Raw genomic sequence first — 20,374 nt, forward strand, 5'->3', positions numbered from 1 at the left:
AAATCCTAGATCAGGGCGATGTCCAAGCGAATCGCCGGTCCCGAGATCGAACGCCTGATCCAGCTCCTGGCCAAGGTGCCGGGGCTTGGCCCCCGATCGGCCAGGCGCGCGGCGCTGCACCTGATCAAGAAGAAGGAACAATTGCTGTCGCCGCTCGCCGCCGCCATGGGCGAGGCGGCCGACAAGGTGCGCATCTGCTCGACATGCGGCAATGTCGATACGTCGGACCCCTGCATGATCTGCACGGACGCCCGTCGTGATGCCGCCACCCTGATCATCGTCGAGGACGTCTCGGATCTGTGGGCCCTGGAGCGGGCAGCGGCGATGAATGTGCGTTACCACGTGCTCGGCGGCACGCTGTCGCCGCTCGACGGCATCGGCCCCGATCAGCTCAACATCCGTTCGCTGATCGACCGCATCGCCGGGGGCGAGGTCAAGGAGGTCATCCTCGCCGTCAACGCGACGGTCGAGGGCCAGACCACCGCGCACTACCTCACCGATCAGCTCTCCGGCTTCGAGGTCAAGATAACCCGGCTGGCGCACGGTGTGCCGGTCGGCGGCGAACTCGACTATCTCGACGAAGGCACGCTAGCCGCGGCGCTGCGCTCGCGGACGGCGTTTTGACAAGTCGGCGGGGCGGATGCTGACGATGATTGCGTCTCCTTCGAAGTTGGTGCTGCACGCCCCACTCTGTCCTGCCGGACATCTCCCCCTCAAGGGGGGAGATCGCCAGATTTGTCTGCGGTCGCTGATTTTCAACGCTGCAAGATTGGCGGCAAGGTCGAAGCTGCCAATCTCCCCCCTTGAGGGGGAGATGTCCGGCAGGACAGAGGGGGGCGCCACAAAACGCGGCATTCGCAAATTCGGCTTTATTTTCTTTATGGCCGCGCTCCTCGCCATCTTTCTCACCATCCCCGCCTCCGCCGCCAGCATCGACGATCAGTTCCGCGCCTGGCTCCAAACCGACCTCTGGCCCGACGCCAAGGCGAAAGGCATTTCCAAAAAAACGTTCGATGCCGCGTTCAACGGCATCAAGCCCAATCTCAATCTCCCCGATCTTGTCATGCCGGGCGAGAAGCCTAAGACGCCGCAGAAGCAGCACCAGGCCGAGTTCGGTTCGCCCGGCGCCTATTTTGCCGAGAAGACGGTTCGCGCGGTGACATCGGGCGGACGCGCCCGCGAAGCCGCCAATGCCCGCACGCTTGCCGCGATCGAAAAGCGCTATGGCGTGCCGGGCGAAATCCTTCTGGCGATCTGGGGCCGCGAGACCGGCTTCGGCGCGGCGAAGATGCCCTACGATGCCTTCGAGGTGCTGGGCACCAAGGCGTTCATGTCGACGAAAAAGGATTTCTTCCGCACCGAACTGCTGGCGGCGCTCGAAATCGTCGAGCGCGGGCTGGCCCCGGTCGGCGCGATGAAATCGTCCTGGGCCGGTGCGCTCGGCCAGCCGCAATTCATGCCGACCTCCTTCCTCAAGCATGCGGTCGATTTCGACGGCGACGGCCGCGTCGACATCTGGAATTCGACTCCCGACGTGCTGGCTTCGATCGCCAATTATCTTGTCCACTACGGCTGGGTGAGGGGACGCGGCTGGGGTTTCGAGGTGACCGTACCTCAGAGCGTGTCCTGTTCGCTGGAAGGTCCGGACCAGGGCAAGAAGATTTCGCAATGGGCCGCCATGGGCATCGAGCGCGTCGGCGGCAAGGCCTTCCCGGCCGCCGAGATGAAGGCGGAAGGCTTCCTGCTGATGCCGGCCGGGCGCAGCGGCCCGGCCTTCATCGCGACCCCCAATTTCTACGTGCTGAAGGAATACAACACCAGCGACCTCTATGCGCTGTTCATCGGCCATGGCGCCGACCGCATCGCCCATGGCGATCAGAATTTTTCCGGTAGCTGGGGTCCGGTCGGCGACCTCCACCGCTCCGACATCGCCGCCTTGCAGCGGACCCTGGAAGCCAAGGGCTACGACGTTGGCAGCGCCGATGGCCTGCCCGGCTTCAAGACTCGCCGCTCGATTGGCAGATGGCAGGAAAAGAATGGTCGGGCCGCAACCTGTTTTCCCGATGCCGGCCTCGTCGCCGCGCTGAAATAGCTTCGAAATTTTAGCAGATTTTTCACGATCCGCGGCGTCATTTGGCCGGCGCATGCGTCGACACGCCGCCGTGCATTCTGCTCCACTGAGGCCGTCTCGCAAATCCTCGTTGCCGGGTCGGGCGTCGCCGGATAAGGTATTGACCAACTGGACAAAAACCACGACGTTGGTGGCTCAGAGGCTCTCGTCGAGTCTTGAAAGAACACCGCAACCTGAGCCGGGAACTCAGGTCAACAAACAACAAAACAGGGAACAATCATCATGATGATGGAAAAGCTTGCTCTACGATCCCGCATCCTGCTTGCGGGCGCCGCCATGTCGGCGCTGCTTCTGGCCGGAGCGCCGGCCGGCGCGGTCACCCCCGCCGACACGCTTGTCGAAGGTTTTGCCATCGATGACATCATCTCGATGGATCCAGGCGAGGCGTTCGAGCTGTCGACCGCCGAAGTCACCGGCAACACCTATGACCTTCTTGTCCGCCTGGACCTCAGCGACACCTCCAAGGTCAAGCCCGATCTCGCCGAAAGCTGGACCGTCTCCGACGATGGTCTGACCTATACGTTCAAGCTCAAGCCGGGCCTGAAATTCGCCTCCGGCAACCCGATCACCGCAGCCGACGTCGCCTACTCGTTCGAGCGCGCCGTCAAGCTGGACAAGAGTCCCGCCTTCATCATCGACCAGTTCGGCATCAGCGGCGACAACGTCACCGAAAAGGCCAAGGCCGTCGACGACACCACCTTCCAGTTCACCGTCGACAAGGCCTACGCGCCAAGTTTCGTCCTGAACTGCCTGTCGGCGACGGTCGCCTCGGTCGTCGATAGCAAGCTGGTCAAGGAGCACGTCGTCAAGGCAGCGCCCACTGCCGACTACAAATGGGACAACGACTTCGGCAACGCCTGGCTGAAAACAGGCTATGCTGGTTCCGGCGCCTACAAGCTGCGCGAGTGGCGTGCCAACGAAGCCGTCGTCATGGAGCGCAACGACAATTATCACGGCGAAAAGGCCAAGCTCGCCCGCGTCATCTACCGCAACATGAAGGAAAGCTCGGCGCAGCGCCTGGCACTCGAAGCCGGCGACATCGACGTTGCCCGCAATCTCGAGCCGAACGATCTCGGCGCCATCGCCAAGAACGCCGACCTGACCACCACCAGCGCGCCGAAGGGCACAGTTTTTTACATCAGCCTCAACCAGAAGAACCCGAACCTTGCCAAGCCCGAGGTTCGCCAGGCCTTCAAATACCTTGTCGATTATGATGCGCTGAGCTCGACCATCCTCAAGGGCATCGGCGAAATCCACCAGACCTTCCTGCCCAAGGGCGTTCTCGGCGAACTGGACGAAAACCCGTTCAAGCTCGATGTCGCCAAGGCCAAGGAGTTGCTGGCCAAGGCCGGCCTGCCGGACGGCTTCAGCGTCACCATGGACGTGCGCACCGGCCAGCCATACACCGGCATGGCGGAATCGATCCAGCAGACGCTGGGGCAGGCCGGGATCAAGCTGGAGATCATCCCCGGCGACGGCAAACAGACGCTGACCAAATACCGCGCCCGCAACCATGACATTTATATCGGCCAGTGGGGCCAGGATTATTTCGATCCGAATTCGAACGCGCAGACCTTTGCCTCGAACCCGGACAATTCGGATGCCGGCAAGTCCCACACGCTCGCCTGGCGCAACAGCTGGGACATTCCGGACCTGACCAAGGAAACCGAAGCAGCACTGCTGGAGAAGGATTCGGGCAAGCGCGCCGACATGTACAAGGATCTCGAAAAGAAAGTCCTCGACACCAGCCCCTTCGTCATCATCCACCAGCAGCTGGAAGTCGCCGGTCTGCGCAAGAACCTCAAGGGCTTCGTGCTCGGTCCGAGCTTCGACACCAACTTCGTCGGGCCGGTTTCCAAGGAATAGCGTTCGCGGACACGCCGCATGAGCGCGATTGAAAACGAAAGCGGGCGCGGCAGCGCCCGCGCCGCCGCCCTTGCATCATCGCTCGGTCGCTTCCTGGTCATCGCGGTGACGACCTATCTTGGTCTTCTCGCGGTCACCTTCTTCATTGGCCGCGTCATCCCGATCGACCCGGTGCTGGCCGTTCTGGGCGACCGGGCACCCGCCAATGTCGTGGAGCGCACGCGCCGCGAGATGGGCCTCGACCTGCCGTTGATCGAGCAGTTCTATATCTATGTGAAACACGCGCTGAGCGGCGATTTCGGTATCTCGGTGCTGACCACCAATCCTGTCATGACCGACATCCGCCGCGCGCTTCCGGCAACGACGGAACTGGCGACACTGGGGACACTGATCGGCGCGTTGTTTGGCATTCCGCTCGGGGTGCTGGCCGCGGTCAAACGCGGCAGCCTCGTCGACCAGATCGTGCGCGTCATAGGCCTGATCGGTTATTCCGTGCCGATCTTCTGGCTCGGCCTGCTTGGGCTCGTCCTATTCTATGCCAAGCTGCAATGGGTGGCCTTCCCTGCACGGCTTGACGTCGTCTACGAATACACTTTCACGCCGATCACCGGTTTCTACCTGCTCGATTCCGCGATGCAGGGACAGTGGGACGTCTTCTACGACGCCTTCCGGCACATCATCCTGCCGGCCTCGTTGCTCGGCTATTTCTCGCTCGCCTATATCAGCCGCATGACGCGCTCGTTCATGCTCAATGAGCTCGCCCAGGAATATGTCGTCGCGGCGCGCGCCAAGGGCCTGTCGGAAACGCGTATCATCTGGGGTCACGCGCTGCGCAATGCCGCCGTGCCGATGGTGACGGTGATCGCACTATCCTATGCCGGGCTGCTCGAAGGCTCGGTGCTGACCGAGACCGTCTTCTCCTGGCCGGGCATCGGCCTCTACATCACCAACTCGCTGCAGAACGCCGACATGAACGCGGTGCTCGGCGGTACCATTGTCATCGGCTCGGTGTTCATCGGCATCAACCTCCTGTCCGACCTGCTCTACCGTGTCCTCGACCCGAGGACCAAGACAGGATGAGCAGAGGTATCGCGCTTTCGGGCTTGGCTGCGGCTAATCACCCCCACTCCGGCCCTTCGGGCCACCTCTCCCCCTGCCCGGGGGAGAGGAAAAGGCCGCCGCACGCTTGGCGCCTTTCCTCTCCCCCGTCGAACGGGGGGGAGGTGGTCTGCGAAGCAGACCGGAGTGGGGGTCGACGGCTTCAAGAGGCATCGTCATGACCGTCTCCGACGCCCGCCCCTTCTCCCGTCGCGAATGGTTGCTGTCGGAGCGGCCGGCATCGCGCATGCAGGCAAGACTCGGCCGCACCTATGTCGCATGGCGGCGCTTTTCCGCCAATCGTCTGGCCTTTGTCGGCCTGCTGATCATCATCGCCCTGCTGCTCGTCGCCGCCCTTGCCGGTGTGCTGGCGCCGTATTCGCCGACCTTCGGTGACCTGAAGAACGCGCGGCTGCTGGCGCCGAGCGGGCAGCACTGGTTCGGCACCGACGACCTCGGCCGCGACATCTATTCGCGCATCCTCTACGGCTCCCGCTGGACGCTCTATGTCGTCGTCCTGGTCGCCATCATCGCCGCCCCCATCGGCCTTCTGGTCGGCACCGTCGCCGGCTATGCCGGCGGTTGGACCGATGCCGTGCTGATGCGCATCACCGACATCTTCCTTGCCTTCCCCAAGCTGGTGCTGGCGCTGGCCTTCGTCGCCGCCCTTGGTCCCGGCATCGAGAACGCCGTGCTGGCGATCGCCATCACCTCCTGGCCGCCTTATGCGCGTATCGCTCGGGCCGAGACGCTCACCGTGCGCAACTCGGACTACATCAAGGCAGTGCAATTGATGGGCGCCTCGCCTTTCCGCATCGTGCTGCGCCACATCATGCCGCTGTGCATCTCCTCGCTGATCGTACGCGTGACGCTCGACATGGCTGGCATCATCCTGACGGCCGCGGGCCTCGGCTTCCTCGGCCTTGGCGCGCAGCCGCCGCTACCGGAATGGGGGACCATGATCGCTTCGGGCCGCCGATTCATCCTCGACCAATGGTGGGTTGCCGGCGCGCCTGGCTTCGCCATCCTGATCGTCAGCCTCGGGTTCAACCTGCTCGGCGACGGCCTGCGCGACGCACTCGATCCCCGCAGCGGTGACCAATGAGTGGGCCCCCTGATCAACGGCGATCAAAGAGCACGCTTCTCGACGTCGAGGATCTGCGGGTCACCTTTCCGACCCGCACCGGCATGATTGAGGCGGTGCGCGGGGTTTCCTTTTCGCTCGGCCGCGAGCGGCTCGGCATCGTCGGCGAATCCGGCTCGGGCAAGTCGCAGACGGGCCGTGCCATCATGGGACTGACACCGCCGCAGGCCCGGATATCGGCCAGCAAATTGACCTTCGACGGCATCGACCTGCTCGGCGTCTCGGCGCGCCAACGCCGGGCGTTGCGCGGCAACCGCATCGCCATGATCCTGCAGGACCCGAAATATTCGCTCGACCCGGTGATGAGCATCGGCCGTCAGATCGTCGAAACGCTGCGCACCCATGAAAAGGTCGGCAAGGCCGAGGCGCGCGAGCGCGCGCTGGCCATGCTGGAGGCGGTGCAGATCCGCGATCCCAAACGTGTCTTCGACCTGCATCCGCACGAAGTGTCCGGCGGCATGGGCCAGCGCGCCATGATCGCCATGATGCTGATCGCCGGGCCGGAAATGATGATCGCCGACGAGCCGACCTCGGCGCTCGACGTCACGGTGCAGCTCGATGTCCTCGGCATCCTCGACCGGCTGGTCGCAGAGCGTGGCATGGGACTGATCTTCATCTCGCACGATCTGCGCCTGGTTTCCTCTTTCTGCGACCGCGTCATCGTCATGTATGCCGGCAAGGTGGTCGAGCAGCTCAAGGCCTCGGAACTCAGCCAGGCCCAACATCCCTACACGCGTGGGCTGCTCAACTGCATGCCCAAGATCGGCGCCGACCGTCACCCGCTGCCGGTGCTCGACCGCAAGCCGGAGTGGGCGGCATGACTTCTGCGATTGCCGTCGACAGGCTGGAGGTGATCTTCGATCGCTTCCGCGCGCTGAAGGGCGTCAGCCTCGACGTGCAGCCGGGCGAATCCTTCGGCCTTGTCGGCGAATCCGGTTCCGGCAAATCGACATTGCTGCGGGCCATCGCCGGCCTCGCGCCGGTTGCCTCGGGCAGCATTGTCGTCAACGGCAAGACGCTCGGCGCGCGCCGCGACAAGGCCTTTTACCGCGAAGTGCAGATGGTCTTCCAGGATCCGTATGGCTCGCTGCATCCGCGCCAGACCGTCGATCGCCTGCTGCAGGAGCCGCTTGCCATCCACGGCTTTGCCGATGGCGAAAAGCGGATCGAACGCGCTCTCGACGAAGTCGGCCTCGGCAACGGCTTTCGCTTCCGCTACGCCCACCAATTGTCGGGCGGCCAGCGTCAGCGTGTGGCGATTGCACGCGCGCTGATCCTCGAACCCTCAATCCTGCTGCTCGACGAGCCGACCTCGGCGCTCGACGCCTCGGTGCAGGCGGAGGTGCTCAACCTGCTGGAAGAAGTCCGCCGGCGGCGCAAGCTGACCTTCCTGATGGTCAGCCACGACCTCGCCATCATCACCCATATGTGCGAGCGGCTGATGGTGATGCAGGGCGGCGAGGCGGTGGAGAATCTGGTGGCGGGTGACCTTGTCGAGCGCCGTGTTTCGAAGGACTATACGCGCAACCTGCTCAGGGCGAGCGACGGGTTTGTGAGAACCGGCTGAATTCATGAGAATCCTTCTCACTATGCGCTGAACCGTTGGTTTTCAGGGGATTCCCATGGAGGAATGGAAATTTGCAGATCCGCCCCATGTCGCGGTTTTTCTGGATAGAGGCATAGTCACCCGCGGGGACTGGATCGCATATGTATCGCATGACGATGATGATGGCAGCTGGCAATTCCACAACAGCGAAACTGGCCCTGTTGACGACGGCGACATCATGATTGTCAGCTTGCAAAACGTGTTGCGGCGGGATGAAACCATCCTGGCCTTGGCCGACTTGCCTGAAGGCTGGCATGCTTGGCGCGGCTCGAAGTCCTCGCCGTGGCAGCGGGCCAAGTCGCGTCCTGTACCCTCCAACGACAACGAATAATCCAGCAAAGCCTTACGTCGAAGCTTTAACCGGGTCGCCATTCTCCGCAACGGGCGGGGTTTCCTGGTCTTTCGGCTCCTTGATCCTGAACCACGTCACATAAAGCGCCGGCAGGAACAGCAGCGTGATCGCGGTGCCCGCGATAATGCCGCCCATCATGGCGTAGGCCACAACGCCGATCAGGCCCAGCCGCGCCACCGCCACCACCAGGAGCAGGCGCTGGAAGCTCTGCAACTGCAACCATCGGGATGGTCGCCATGACGAACAGCATCAGCGGCACCACGGCCGCGTGTATCGCTGGACTGGTTAAGTCAGGCCCAATCGACCCGGTGATGGTGCCGACTTGAGGAAAATCTGAAATAAGGCCAGAAGGGGAGTTCAACGACATCAAACAGAACGGGCGCCGGCCCGGTGAGGGATATCATGAAGAACTCCGCCATTTCCGAACGCAAGAACCAGTCGATCTCGCGCGGGGTCGGCATGACCACGCAGATCTACGCCGATCGGGCCGAGAATTCGGAAATCTGGGATGTCGAGGGGCGCCGCTATATCGACTTCTCCTCGGGCATCGCCGTGGTCAACACCGGCCACCGCCATCCCAGGGTGATCGAGGCGGTCAAGGCGCAGCTCGACCGCTTCACCCACACCTGCCACCAGGTCGTGCCTTATGAGAGCTATGTGCGGCTCGCCGAACGGCTGAACGCCATGCTGCCCGGCAAGTTCGAGAAGAAGACCATCTTCGTCACCACCGGCGCCGAGGCGGTGGAGAATGCCATCAAGATCGCTCGCAACGCCACCGGCCGCCAGGCCGTCATCGCCTTCGGCGGCGGCTTCCACGGCCGCACCTTCATGGGCATGGCGCTGACCGGCAAGGTCGTGCCCTACAAGGTTGGCTTCGGAGCCATGCCGGGTGACGTCTACCACGTGCCGTTCCCCGTGGAGTTGCATGGTGTCTCGGTCGCCGATTCGCTGGCGGCGCTCGACAAGCTGTTCAAGGCGGATGTCGATCCGGCCCGCGTCGCCGCGATCATCATCGAGCCGGTTCAGGGCGAGGGCGGCTTCTACGACGCGCCGCGTGAACTCCTGACGGCGCTGCGCAAGCTCTGCGATCAGCACGGCATGCTGCTCATCGCCGACGAAGTGCAGACCGGCTTTGCCCGCACCGGCAAGATGTTCGCCATGGACCACCATGATGTGGCGGCCGACATCACCACCATGGCCAAGAGCCTCGCTGGCGGCTTTCCGCTGTCGGCGGTCACCGGCCGCGCCGAGATCATGGATGCGCCCAGCCCCGGCGGCCTCGGCGGCACCTATGGCGGCAGCCCGATCGGCGTTGCCGCGGCACATGCCGTGCTTGACGTCATCGAGGACGAAAAGCTCTGCGACCGCGCCAACACGCTGGGTGCGAGGCTGAAGCAGCGTCTGCAGTCGGTCCGTGACGACGTGCCCGAGATTGTCGACATCAGGGGTTTGGGCTTCATGAACGCGGTCGAGTTCAACGACGTCAAGAAGGGCCTGCCGTCGGCCGAGATCGCCAACGCGATCCGCCTGAAGGCGCTCGACAAGGGCCTGATCCTGCTGACCTGCGGCGTCTACGGCAACGTCATCCGCTTCCTGGCGCCGATCACCATCCAGGACGAGGTCATGAACGAAGCGCTCGACATTCTGGAAAGCTCGATCCGCGAAGTCTGCGCCGCCTGAAAAGGCAGCGCCTTTTTCTCCTGACGGTCTACGACGAAGCCGGTGGCCGTGCCGTCAGGAGCTCGGATTCTGCAACCAAGCTGGGATGTTCATTCTGGCGTGCAGCACCCGCTAGACGTCGATACGATCGGCCTGCTCAAGATAGAAAATCAGGTATGGATAGCGCTTGAGTTGCACGCTGCGCAGGCCGGGCAATCCAATTTCGTAGCCATATCTCGGAGAGCCGATGCCGGATGGCTGGCTATCAGTTCGTGGGCGTTCTGGAGATCGTCGACATAGCCCAACGCCATTTGCGAACCAACTTCGCGGGCAAAATAATCAACAGCCTCCTCGATATCGCGCAGAGCAAGGCTTCGAGGAATAATTGCCTTTGCGGCCACCTGATCTATTGGCCCTGCGCCTGCTTTCGCAGCGCGGCGAAATAGTCATCGTCAACGGGAGCGCCTGGCGCGGATGATGCGCCCTCGAGGAGCAAACCGCGGAGAAGCTGGCGTTCCTGGTCACGGCGGATCAATTCACGCACATACGCGCTGCTCGTGCCGAAGCCGCGATCCGTCACTTGTTGATCGACAAAATGCTTCAGGCTGTCAGGCAGCGAGATGTTCATTGTGCTCATTGCGAGATTTTATTGCCCATGGCAAAATTGGCAACCCTAGGCCCTAACCTTGACTGACTCCATGTTCTGAAATGCGGCCAACGCCGCCTTTAGCCCCTCGGGACCCGTGGCTACCGTCTGCGGCGTCGGCGAGAAACCGGCGCCGAGCATCTTGCGGCCAAGCATGTGGTCGCCGGGGCGGTTGACGGATTCGATACCGAGCAGGCGGTCGCCGGCATAGTGGTAGATCGAGAATTTGTTGTCGGGAAGATCGCCGAGTACGACATGGCTGTCGCCGCCAGCGGTTAGGCCAACCATCTGCAGCTTCATGTCGCCAATGTCGGACCAGAACCATGGCACCGCCGAGTAGGCGTCGGTGTGACCGGTAATTGTCCTGGCGGCAAGCCGTGCCTGGTCGGTGGCGTTTTGCACCGATTCCAGCCGCACGTCGCCGCCCGTGAACCAGTGCCGGTACGAGGCGGCGTCGCCGATGGCTAGAATCTCCGGAGCCGAGCTGCGCATCTGGTGATCGACGCGGATGCCGTTGGCGACGGCAAGGCCCGCGGCTTGCGCCAGCTCGACATTCGGCACGGCGCCGATGCCGACCACGACCATACGCGCCGGCAGTCTTTCGCCTGACGAGGTGATCGCGGCCGTGACATGGCCGTTTTCGCCTTCGAGCCTTGAAATCGAGGTCCCGGTGAGAATGCGCACGCCTGTCGCTTCCAGCCTTTGCCGGACATGGCTCGCCACCACCGGCGCCACGGCGCGGCCGAGCAGCCGGTCGACGGCTTCGACAACCGTCACGGTGCGGCCGGCAGCCCGCAGCGTCGCTGCGATCTCCAGCCCGATGAAGCCGCCGCCGAGGATGACCACATCTTCGCTCCGCGCGCTCAGCTGCCGGATCAACCGCGCATCGGCCAGCGAGCGCAGCGACACCACGCCGGACAGATCCGCCCCGGGCAGCGGCAGGGCGCGTGGGCGCGATCCGGTCGCCAGGATCAGATGGTCGAAGGCAAGTGCGCCGCCGCCCGCAATGTCGAGACTGTGGCTGCCGGCATCGATACGCTCGATCCGGATCCCTGGCCGGTAGTCGATGGCGCTGCCGGTATAGTAGGCCTCGCCCCGAAGCGGTTGAGGCTTGGCTTCGGCATCCTTGATGAAGGTCTTCGACAGCGGCGGCTTGTGGTAGGGCAGTTCGTTCTCGTCGCCGACCAGGATCACCGGCCCATCGTAGCCATCCTCGCGCAGACTGGCGGCCGCCTGCACGCCCGCATGACCCGCACCGATAATGACCACGCCGTTCTTCATCGCATTCCGATCCCGTTCGATCCTAGGACGTCTCGCCAAGTGGCAATTGTCTGGCGCCGCCGCAAGAGGGGGGTTGCGGGTCGCACCCGGGATGGCGACTGTCAATCGTACAGTTCGTCCGCAAAGCCGGTGCAGCGGGCGTGTAAAGTTGACAATCGTAGTTTAGAATAATTCTAAACTATTGTTTCAATTGAGTTTTCCAGAAATTGTCCATTGACTTCCTTCGGACTCAAAGCTTTAAGGAAGCTCGCGCATTGGCGCATCCCTTTGATGTCTGGGCCTTGAACCCGTTCGATTGGAGGCATTTTGGTGTCTTTCTTCCCTGAGCCGCGCGATCGCGCGGCATGTCTTGCGCCCAATGGCATGAATGTGGCCTGGCGCGGGTTGGCGCGCGCGCCGCTTGGAAAATTCCCGAGAAACTGGAGAGCGATAATGACAGCACGATATGGCGGCAGGCTGACGGCGATCGGCGCCACGGCGCTGCTGACGGGAGCGGTGTTCGTGCTGCCTGCCAAGGCGGAAACCGATGCAAAGGCGGTCATCAAGACCTATGCCGACATCGGGCTTGCCAAATACGAGGATTCGCTGACCACGGCGCAGGCGCTCGACAAGGCGGTCGACGCGCTGCTTGCCGATCCGTCGGCGGAAACGCTCAATGCCGCCCGCGACGCCTGGAAGGCATCGCGCGTGCCCTACCAGCAGACCGAGGTCTATCGCTTCGGCAACAAGATCGTCGACGACTGGGAAGGCAAGGTGAATTCCTGGCCGCTGGACGAAGGCCTGATCGACTATGTCGCCAAGAGCTACGGCACCGAGTCCGACGCGAATTCGCTCTACACAGCCAATGTGATCGCCAACAAGGAAATCGAGATCAACGGCAAGAAGGTCGATGCCTCGAAGCTCTCACCGGAGTTCCTCTCCGGCACGCTGCAGGAGGCCGGCGGCGTCGAGGCCAATGTCGCCACCGGCTATCATGCCATCGAATTCCTGCTCTGGGGCCAGGACCTGCACGGCACCGGCCCAGGCGCCGGCGAGCGCCCCTACACCGACTATGACCCAAAGAACTGCACCAGCGGCAATTGCGACCGCCGCGCCGAATATCTGAAGTCCGCCAGCACCCTTCTGGTCTCGGACCTGCAGGAGATGGTCGGCAACTGGAAGGAAGACGGTGCGGCGCGCAAGAACCTTGTCGACGGTGCGCCGAACACCGCGATCTCGGTGATCTTCACCGGCATGGGCTCGCTCTCTTACGGCGAACTGGCCGGCGAACGCATGAAGCTCGGCCTGTTGCTGCACGATCCCGAAGAGGAGCAGGACTGCTTCTCCGACAACACATACAATTCCCACCTCTATGATGCCGTCGGCATCCGCGCCGCCTATCATGCCAGCTATACCAGGCTGGACGGCACCGTCGTTTCGGGTCCTTCGGCGTCCGATATGGTCAAGGCCGCCGATCCGGCGATCGACAAGGAACTGTCTGATAAACTCGATGTCACCGTCGCCAGGATGGAGGCGATCAAGGCGCGGGCCGAGGCCGGCGAGGCCTATGACCAGCAGATCGCCGAAGGCAATACCGCGGGCAATGCCACCGTTCAGGCGGCGATCGACGCGCTGATCGACCAGACCAAGTCGATCGAGCGCGCGGTCGGTTCGTTGAAGTTGAACGCCATCGCCTTCGAAGGCTCCGACAGCCTCGACGCACCCGACAAGGTGTTCAAGTAATCCTACCACCCCAGCCAAACGGCGCCGCACCGGCGCCGTCAGCCAGAGCGACGAAATGCTGATCTGCCATTGCAACATCATCACCGAGAAGGAGATCGAGCAGACGATCATCGGCCTGCTGGATCAGGATCCCTGGCAGCTCATCGTGCCGGCGAAGGTCTATCACGCCATGCACAAACGGGGCCGCTGTTGCGGCTGTTTCCCAAATGTGGTCGAAACGATCATTCGGGTCACCGAGAACTACCATGCCCGCTCGCAGGCGAGCGGCGTGGACATCGTTTCACATCTGGATCGCGTCAGAGGCCTGCGCGTCCAATACGGGAGCAGAACCCATGAAAGGCGAACCACAGGTCATCGAGCGGCTTAACGAGGCTCTTTTTTTGGAGCTCGGCGCCGTCAACCAGTATTGGGTGCATTTCCGCCTGCTCGAGGATTGGGGATATGCCAAGCTGGCCAAGAAGGAGCGGGCGGAATCGATCGAGGAGATGCACCACGCTGACAAGCTGGTCGCCCGCATCATCTTCCTCGAAGGCCATCCCAACCTGCAGTCCGTGGCGCCGCTGCGCATCGGCCAGAACGTCAAGGAAGTGCTCGAATCCGATCTTGCCGGTGAATATGACGCGCGCACTGCCTACAAGCGCTCGCGCGAAATCTGCGATGAGGCGGGCGACTACGTATCGATGAAACTGTTCGAGGAACTGCTGGCCGACGAGGAAGGCCACATCGACTTCCTCGAGACGCAGCTCGACCTGCTGGCCTCGATCGGCGAGGAAAAGTACGGCCAGCTCAACGCCGCATCGGCGGACGAGGCGGATTGAGGATATGCAGGAATGCGGCGCCTCTTAGACTTCCTGCGCCGCTTGCGGCGGGCCAAAGCCCCGCTGCCCCTCCGGAAAGCGCCAGCCATATCGGCTGGTCGGCGCGGCATCATTCTCATGCTGGCGTTGACATCCTCCGCGATCGCCGGCGACCTTCAACCCGCCGGCCTCGCCACCACGCGCACCGATCTCACCGCCAAGGATCAGGCGCGCGTCACCGCCATCACCGGGCCGACCACGGATTTCTCCAAACCCGAGTCCTTCGAACTGATGCAAGGTGGCGCGGGCACCTCGCGGAAGGACGTCAGCCGCGATTCCTTCTCGCAATCCTCGGCCAACATCAGCTTCGAGGAAGAAGGCACCTTCAAGCTCGGCAACGCCCTGTTCCGCAAGAACTGGGTGTCGTCGCCATCCTCGACGCAGGCGTCGGATGGGCTTGGCCCCCTGTTCAACGAACGAGCCTGCCAGAACTGCCATCTGAAGGATGGCCGTGGCCGGCCGCCGCAAGGCGATGCCGGCACCACCTCGATGTTCCTGCGGCTGGCGCGCGACGCCAGCAGCGCGGAAGAGAAAGCGGCGTTCGCCGACCACAGGCTGCTCAATCTCCCGGACCCGGTCTATGGTACGCAGTTGCAGGAACTGGCCGTCCCTGGCCTCAGGGGTGAGGGCAGGATGCGTGTCGACTATCAGGAACGTAAGGTGGAGCTGACGGATGGCGCCGTGGTTTCCCTGCGCAAACCCAGTTATTCCGTTGCCGATCTCGCCTACGGGCCGCTCGGTCCACGCACCACGCTGTCGCCGCGTCTGACACCGCCGATGATCGGCCTTGGCCTGATCGAGCAGATCGCGCCCGGCGACATTCTGGCCCTTGCCGACCCGGACGATAGGGATGGCGATGGGATCTCCGGCAAGCCGAACATCGTGCGCGATGGCCTGAGCGGCGAGCTGACGCTTGGCCGTTTCGGCTGGAAGGCGCAGACGGCGTCGATCCGCCAGCAGGCGGCGGATGCCTTTGCCGGCGATATCGGCATCTCGACGCCGCAAGAGCCGAAACACTGGGGTGATTGCACCGCCGCGCAGGAAAAATGCCTCGCCATGCCCAACGGCGTGCAGCCGCGCCTCGGCCCTGCCGAGGCGCCGGCGCCGGTGATGGATCTCGTCACCTTCTATTCGCGGAACCTGGCGGTGCCGGCGCGACGCGACCTCGCGTCGCCTGACGTGCTCACGGGCAAGAAGGTCTTTTACGAAATCGGCTGCGTTGCCTGTCACACGCCGAAATTCGTCACCCGTCGCGATGCGCCCGACAAGGCGCAGGCGTTCCAGTTGATCTGGCCTTATTCCGATTTCCTGCTGCACGACATGGGGCCGGATCTTGCCGATGGTCAGGCAGTGGGCGAGGCCACTGGCAATGAGTGGCGCACCCCGCCGCTATGGGGCGTCGGCCTCACCGAAACGGTCAACGACAATTCCTTCTATCTGCATGATGGCCGTGCGCGCTCTTTGGTCGAGGCTATCCTGTGGCATGGTGGTGAGGCGCGGAAGGCGCGCGATCGCTTTGCCGCCACCAGCGCTACCGAGCGCGATGCATTGGTCAAATTCCTGGAGTCACTTTGATGCCGAAGCGTTTCGCGCTGGTTCTCGTTCTTCCGCTGGTTCTGCTGGGGGCCCTGCCCGCATCGGCCGCGGTGAAAGCCTCTGACGTCATCCAGCGCGCGATCGACGGCTTTGTCCGCCCGGTATATGACGGTCTGCACCAGCATGCGGAGGTCCTCGCCAAAGCGATGCACAAGCTCTGCGAGGCGCCCTCGCAAGCCGACCTCGAAGTCGCGCGGGCTGCGTTCTCGGCTACCGTCCATGCCTGGTCATCGGCCGAGATCATCGGTTTCGGGCCGATCAAGGAGAACAACAGGCTGGAGCGCATGCTATTCTGGCCGGACCGCAAGAGCATCGGTCTGAAACAGGTGCAGGCGGCGCTGTCGGACAAGGATCCCGCCGCCGCCGATCCTGCGCAGCTCGCCGGCAAAAGCGTTGCCATGCAGGGGCTGGGCGCGTTGGAATTCGTGCTTTACGGCGAGGGCGCCGATGCCTTGACGGGCAAGGCTGAACCCTATCGCTGTGCGTACGGCGCGGCCGTTGCCGGCAACATCGAAACCATCGCCGCCGACGTCAGCGCGGCCTGGAACAAACCGGACGGATTCGCGGCGCTCTGGGCCAATCCGGGGCCGCAAAACGCGCTCTATCGTGATGGCAACGAGGCGGTCACCGAACTGGTCGGCGTCTTCATCAACGAGCTGGAAATGGTCCGCGATGTGCGCCTGAAGGGTTTTCTGGGTGCCAAGCCCGAGGCCGACAAGCCAAAACAGGCGATCTACTGGCGTTCGCAAAACACCGCCAATGCGCTGGCCGGAAATCTGGCCGGCATCGATGCGCTGTTCCAGGTGTCGAAGCTTGGCGACGCGCTGCCGCCTGATGCGCGTTGGATGGCGGAATCGATCCACATCCAGCTGGTCAACGGCGTCGCGGTCGCCAAGGCTGTCCAGGACCCGATCGACAAGACGCTCGCCGATCCGGCGCTGCGCGAAAAACTCGAGCATTTCGTCCTGATCACCTCCAGCCTGTCGACCCTGATCGGCACCAGGTTGACCGCCGAATTCGGCCTGACCGCCGGCTTCTCGTCGCTGGATGGGGACTGAGCATGAAGAGATTGCTCATCGACCGCCGCGATTTCCTTAAAGTGGCAGGTGCAAGCTTTGCCGCCGCCCTGACGCCCTCAGCCTGGGCGAACACGCTTGCGGCGGATGCCGTCTTTGCCACCGCCTTCGTCAAGCGCGACGGCAGTTTTGGCGCTGCCGTCCTGTCCGAAGCCGGCAAGGTGCTGCATGCGATCGACCTGCCCGATCGCGGCCATGACGTCACCTTCGATCCCGTATTGAAGCGTTCGGTGGTCTTTGCCCGCCAGCCCGGCACTTTCGCCGTCGTTTTCGATCACACGGGACGCGATGCTCCGCTGACCATCGCCAGCATCACCGGCCGGCACTTCTTCGGTCACGGCGTGTTCTCGCCCGACGGCGCATTGCTCTACGCCACCGAGAACGATTTCGACAACGCGGCCGGCGTGGTCGGCGTCTATGACGCGCGGGCGAAATTCAATCGCATCGGCGAATTCCCGACCTACGGCATGGGCCCGCACGAACTTCTGCTGCTGGGCGACGGCAGGACGATCGCGGTCGCCAATGGCGGCATCGAGACCCATCCCGACTATGGCCACGCCGAGCTCAACATTGCCACTATGAAACCCTCCTATGTGCTGGTCGACCGCGCCACCGGCGATCTGATCGAAAAGCATGAATTGCCGGCCGCACTGCACCAATTGTCGATCCGCCACATGGATATCGACCAGACCGGCGCCGTCTGGTTCGGTTGCCAGTACCGGGGCCCCGGCACCGATCGTCCGCTGCTGGTCGGCCGCGCCGCGCGTGGCAAGGCGTTGGCTTTGCTCGACATGCCGCAGGACGTGCTGTCCGGTTTCCGCAACTATATCGGCTCGGTCGCCGCCAATCCTGTTGCCGGTACCGTCGCCGTCTCCTCGCCGGAAGGCAATTCACTGGTCGTGATCGATGCGGGCAGCGGCGGGGTCGTCTCCTCCAGCGCGCTGGTCGAAGTCTGCGGCGTGGCGCCCGACGGGGCCGGTTTCATGGCGACAACGGGCGCCGGCGAGATCATCGAGGGCGGTGGTGCCACGCGGTCGGAACCGGACTATGTCTGGGACAACCACATGCTGCGCATAGGCCAGGCGGCATAAGGTCCTCTGCCAGGCCAAACCGAAGCCGCTTAACAAATTGTGCACTATACCCTTGCGGTTGCGCGCCATGGCGGGCACAGGGAATGTTTCTCGAACCGGTCGTTTCATGAAAGTTCTCGCCATCGACTGTGCCGCCAGCCTCTGCGCCGCCTGTGTCTACGACGCGGCGGTCGGGCGGGAGCTCGGCCGTTCGGTGCTTGACCTGGGCAAAGGCCATGCCGAGCACCTGATGGCCGTCATCGCCGAAGCATTGAAGGCTGGCGCGACCGACTACGCCGGCCTTGGCGCCGTTGCCGTTTCCGTCGGCCCCGGCTCCTTCACCGGCCTGCGCGTCGGTGTGTCGACCGCGCGCGGCCTGGCGCTGGCGCTCAAGGTTCCGGCAATCGGGGTGACGACCCTCGAGGCGCTGGCGGCCGAGGCGGCCACCGCATTTCCAGGCCGTGCCGTGCTGGCGGCGCTCGATGCCGGACGCGACGAAATCCATGCCGCGCTCTACGATGAAATGTCAGCATTGACTTACGGTCCGGCGGTGGTCACGCTTGCGGACGCGGTGGCCATGGCGTCGGAATGTTCCGCTGTGCTCGCCGGCACGGCGGCGACGCCGATCGCCGAAGCGGCCGGCCGCACCTTCGATGTCGGGCCTCGGACGGCCACCGCCGACATCCTCACCTACGCCCGGCTGGCTGTCGCAAAGGGCCAGGGCGAAAGGCCGAAACCGCTTTATCTGCGCGGTGCCGATGCCAAGCCGCAGGCCGGATTTATACTTTCGAGGCAAAGACCATGATCCCGAACCGAAGGACCGCGTTAGCGAAAAGTGGAAGCCGGTTTTCGCGGACAAGCGGTCCCGTTTGCCCACAGATCATGGTCAGACGAGAAAACGAGAATTGATGCGCATACCATTTCTCCAATCCCGCCGCCGGGACTACGCGCTCGAGCCGCTCAGGATCACCGACAGCCCCGCTGTCTCGGTGCTGCACCGCGAGGACTTTGTCCGCCCATGGACCGACGGTGAGTTCGCCGCCCTGCTCGAACAGGATACCGTCTTCGGTTATGCCGCGCGCGAAACAGGGCAGGGCGCCAAACCGCCCGTTGGCTTCGTTCTCGCTCGATTGGCGGCGGGCGAGGGTGAAATCCTGACTGTCGCGGTGGCGCGGTCGCATCGCCGCCAGGGCCTGGGCTGGCAGTTGATGGACGCGGTGCTGCGCGAGCTGCATTCGCAGCGCGCCGAGGCCCTGTTCCTGGAGGTCGATGAGACCAATGCCGCCGCGATCGCCCTCTATCGTCGGCTGGGTTTTCGGGAAGTTGGCAAGCGCCCGGATTACTACAAGTCGCCGGGTCGGGGGCCGACGGGCGCGCTTGTCATGCGCCGCGATCTTCGCTAGCGAGGGATCGGGTAGGGCCAGGACATATGATCGGAAAAATCAGGATTTTCCTGGCGCTGGGCCTTGTCGTCGCCGGGTCGCTGGTTCTCGTGCCGCTGCAGATACTGTCGATGAAAACCGGCTGGTGGCCGGAAACCGTCATCCTCAAGACCTGGCACAGGTTGATCATCCGGGCGCTCGGCATGCGCATTCATGTCAGGGGAACGCTGTCGACCAAGCGTCCCTTGCTGGTGGCCTCAAACCACATCTCCTGGACCGACATCATGGTGCTGGGCTCCTTTGCCGATGTGAAGTTCATCGCCAGGGCCGACATGGAAGGCTGGCCGTTGATCGGCATGCTGTCGAAGCTGCAGCGCACCGTCTTCATCGAGCGCGAGCGCAAGCGCTCCTCGGGCGACCAGGCCAGCGAGATCGCCAATCGCATGGCCAAGGGCGATGCCATGGTGCTGTTCGCGGAGGGGTCGACCGGTGATGGCAATGTCGTGCTGCCCTTCAAGAGCACGCTGTTCGGCGCCGCCTCGATGGCGATCTCGGAAGGTGCCGCGCAGGAAGTGTTCATCCAGCCGGTGGCGATCGCCTACACGCGCCTGCACGGCGTCCCGCTTGGCCGCCGCCACCGCCCGATCGCGGCCTGGATCGGCGACGAGGACCTGATGCCGCATCTCAAGGTGCTGATGGCCGAGGGCTCGCTCGACGTCGAGGTGCATTTCGGCGAACCGATCGCCTTTGCCAAGGGTTCCAACCGCAAGGAAACGGCCAAGCTGATGGAGGGCCGAGTGCGCGAGATGATGCAGGCGGCCCTCGCCGATCCGCACCCGAGCCGTTAGCCGCCGGCATGCGCCAGCCGGCGCATGCGGAGAATCGTCT

At 63.5% G+C, this 20,374-nt stretch carries 20 protein-coding genes and 2 pseudogenes; 18 read left to right on the top strand and 4 right to left on the bottom strand.

Annotated elements, in window-relative coordinates; genetic code table 11:
* Positions 1-18: 18 nt before the first annotated feature.
* From recR to FJW08_RS13185, 8 genes are all read left to right on the top strand, one after another.
* Complete coding sequence (recR, locus tag FJW08_RS13150) at positions 19-624, top strand: recombination mediator RecR (protein WP_140757910.1); 606 nt, start codon at positions 19-21, stop codon at positions 622-624.
* 190 nt (positions 625-814) lie between these two features.
* Complete coding sequence (locus tag FJW08_RS13155) at positions 815-2,092, top strand: lytic murein transglycosylase (protein WP_140810911.1); 1,278 nt, start codon at positions 815-817, stop codon at positions 2,090-2,092.
* A 261-nt stretch (positions 2,093-2,353) separates the two neighbouring features.
* Positions 2,354-3,997 (top strand): ABC transporter substrate-binding protein, encoded by a 1,644-nt coding sequence (locus FJW08_RS13160; protein ID WP_140810912.1) that lies wholly within the window; start codon positions 2,354-2,356, stop codon positions 3,995-3,997.
* An 18-nt stretch (positions 3,998-4,015) separates the two neighbouring features.
* Positions 4,016-5,077 (top strand): ABC transporter permease, encoded by a 1,062-nt coding sequence (locus tag FJW08_RS13165; RefSeq protein ID WP_140810913.1) that lies wholly within the window; start codon positions 4,016-4,018, stop codon positions 5,075-5,077.
* Between the two features lie 196 nt (positions 5,078-5,273).
* Positions 5,274-6,200 (top strand): nickel transporter permease, encoded by a 927-nt coding sequence (nikC, locus tag FJW08_RS13170; RefSeq protein ID WP_140810914.1) that lies wholly within the window; start codon positions 5,274-5,276, stop codon positions 6,198-6,200.
* Entirely contained in the window at positions 6,197-7,060 is an 864-nt protein-coding gene (locus FJW08_RS13175; RefSeq protein WP_140810916.1) for an ABC transporter ATP-binding protein, read from the top strand. Before nikC ends, FJW08_RS13175 begins: the two co-directional genes overlap by 4 nt.
* On the top strand, positions 7,057-7,806 hold the full coding sequence (locus FJW08_RS13180; protein ID WP_140810917.1) for an ABC transporter ATP-binding protein: 750 nt from the start codon (positions 7,057-7,059) through the stop codon (positions 7,804-7,806). The genes FJW08_RS13175 and FJW08_RS13180 overlap by 4 nt, the downstream gene beginning before the upstream one ends.
* 55 nt (positions 7,807-7,861) lie before the next feature.
* The gene (locus tag FJW08_RS13185; RefSeq protein ID WP_210241188.1) at positions 7,862-8,176 is read left to right on the top strand and encodes a hypothetical protein; all 315 of its coding nucleotides are present in this window, start codon (positions 7,862-7,864) and stop codon (positions 8,174-8,176) included.
* A 12-nt stretch (positions 8,177-8,188) separates the two neighbouring features.
* Here the strand turns inward: FJW08_RS13185 and FJW08_RS13190 are convergent.
* Positions 8,189-8,465, bottom strand: a pseudogene (locus FJW08_RS13190) (hypothetical protein); the annotation flags it as partial.
* 134 nt (positions 8,466-8,599) lie between these two features.
* On the opposite strand from FJW08_RS13190, the gene FJW08_RS13200 reads away from it, so the two are divergent.
* Positions 8,600-9,877 (top strand): 4-aminobutyrate--2-oxoglutarate transaminase, encoded by a 1,278-nt coding sequence (locus FJW08_RS13200; RefSeq protein ID WP_140810920.1) that lies wholly within the window; start codon positions 8,600-8,602, stop codon positions 9,875-9,877.
* A 111-nt stretch (positions 9,878-9,988) separates the two neighbouring features.
* Here FJW08_RS13200 and FJW08_RS32920 read toward each other — a convergent pair.
* The 3 genes and pseudogenes from FJW08_RS32920 to FJW08_RS13215 form a co-directional block, all read right to left on the bottom strand.
* Positions 9,989-10,257: pseudogene (locus FJW08_RS32920) on the bottom strand (type II toxin-antitoxin system RelE/ParE family toxin).
* Positions 10,258-10,262: 5 nt separating this feature from the next.
* Positions 10,263-10,493, bottom strand: coding sequence for a type II toxin-antitoxin system ParD family antitoxin (locus FJW08_RS13210; protein WP_140810921.1), 231 nt, complete (start codon positions 10,491-10,493; stop codon positions 10,263-10,265).
* A 36-nt stretch (positions 10,494-10,529) separates the two neighbouring features.
* Entirely contained in the window at positions 10,530-11,783 is a 1,254-nt protein-coding gene (locus FJW08_RS13215) for an FAD-dependent oxidoreductase (protein ID WP_140810922.1), read from the bottom strand.
* Between the two features lie 432 nt (positions 11,784-12,215).
* Between FJW08_RS13215 and FJW08_RS13220 the strand changes: the two genes are divergently transcribed.
* From FJW08_RS13220 to FJW08_RS13260, 9 genes are all read left to right on the top strand, one after another.
* Positions 12,216-13,505, top strand: a complete 1,290-nt coding sequence (locus FJW08_RS13220; protein ID WP_140810924.1) for an imelysin family protein — start codon at positions 12,216-12,218, stop codon at positions 13,503-13,505.
* 55 nt (positions 13,506-13,560) lie between these two features.
* Positions 13,561-13,872, top strand: a complete 312-nt coding sequence (locus tag FJW08_RS13225; RefSeq protein WP_140507681.1) for a (2Fe-2S)-binding protein — start codon at positions 13,561-13,563, stop codon at positions 13,870-13,872.
* Positions 13,838-14,323, top strand: coding sequence for a bacterioferritin (gene bfr, locus FJW08_RS13230; protein WP_140757898.1), 486 nt, complete (start codon positions 13,838-13,840; stop codon positions 14,321-14,323). Before FJW08_RS13225 ends, bfr begins: the two co-directional genes overlap by 35 nt.
* A gap of 12 nt (positions 14,324-14,335) precedes the next feature.
* Positions 14,336-15,937 (top strand): di-heme oxidoredictase family protein, encoded by a 1,602-nt coding sequence (locus FJW08_RS13235; RefSeq protein ID WP_140810925.1) that lies wholly within the window; start codon positions 14,336-14,338, stop codon positions 15,935-15,937.
* A complete protein-coding gene (locus FJW08_RS13240) occupies positions 15,937-17,016 on the top strand; it encodes an imelysin family protein (protein ID WP_140810926.1) in 1,080 nt (359 codons plus the stop codon). Before FJW08_RS13235 ends, FJW08_RS13240 begins: the two co-directional genes overlap by 1 nt.
* Before the next feature lie 2 nt (positions 17,017-17,018).
* Positions 17,019-18,125, top strand: a complete 1,107-nt coding sequence (locus FJW08_RS13245; protein WP_140810927.1) for a DUF1513 domain-containing protein — start codon at positions 17,019-17,021, stop codon at positions 18,123-18,125.
* A gap of 106 nt (positions 18,126-18,231) precedes the next feature.
* Complete coding sequence (gene tsaB / locus FJW08_RS13250; protein WP_140810928.1) at positions 18,232-18,909, top strand: tRNA (adenosine(37)-N6)-threonylcarbamoyltransferase complex dimerization subunit type 1 TsaB; 678 nt, start codon at positions 18,232-18,234, stop codon at positions 18,907-18,909.
* Between the two features lie 103 nt (positions 18,910-19,012).
* Positions 19,013-19,507: a ribosomal protein S18-alanine N-acetyltransferase gene (gene rimI, locus FJW08_RS13255; RefSeq protein WP_140810929.1), complete on the top strand. Its 495-nt coding sequence runs from the start codon at positions 19,013-19,015 to the stop codon at positions 19,505-19,507.
* A 26-nt stretch (positions 19,508-19,533) separates the two neighbouring features.
* Positions 19,534-20,334 carry a 1-acyl-sn-glycerol-3-phosphate acyltransferase gene (locus FJW08_RS13260; protein ID WP_140810931.1) on the top strand — a complete coding sequence of 267 codons (801 nt, stop codon included), beginning with the start codon at positions 19,534-19,536 and terminating at the stop codon, positions 20,332-20,334.
* The last annotated feature ends 40 nt before the right edge of the window (positions 20,335-20,374 follow it).

This window comes from Mesorhizobium sp. B3-2-1 (genome assembly GCF_006439515.1).
Classification (GTDB): domain Bacteria; phylum Pseudomonadota; class Alphaproteobacteria; order Rhizobiales; family Rhizobiaceae; genus Mesorhizobium.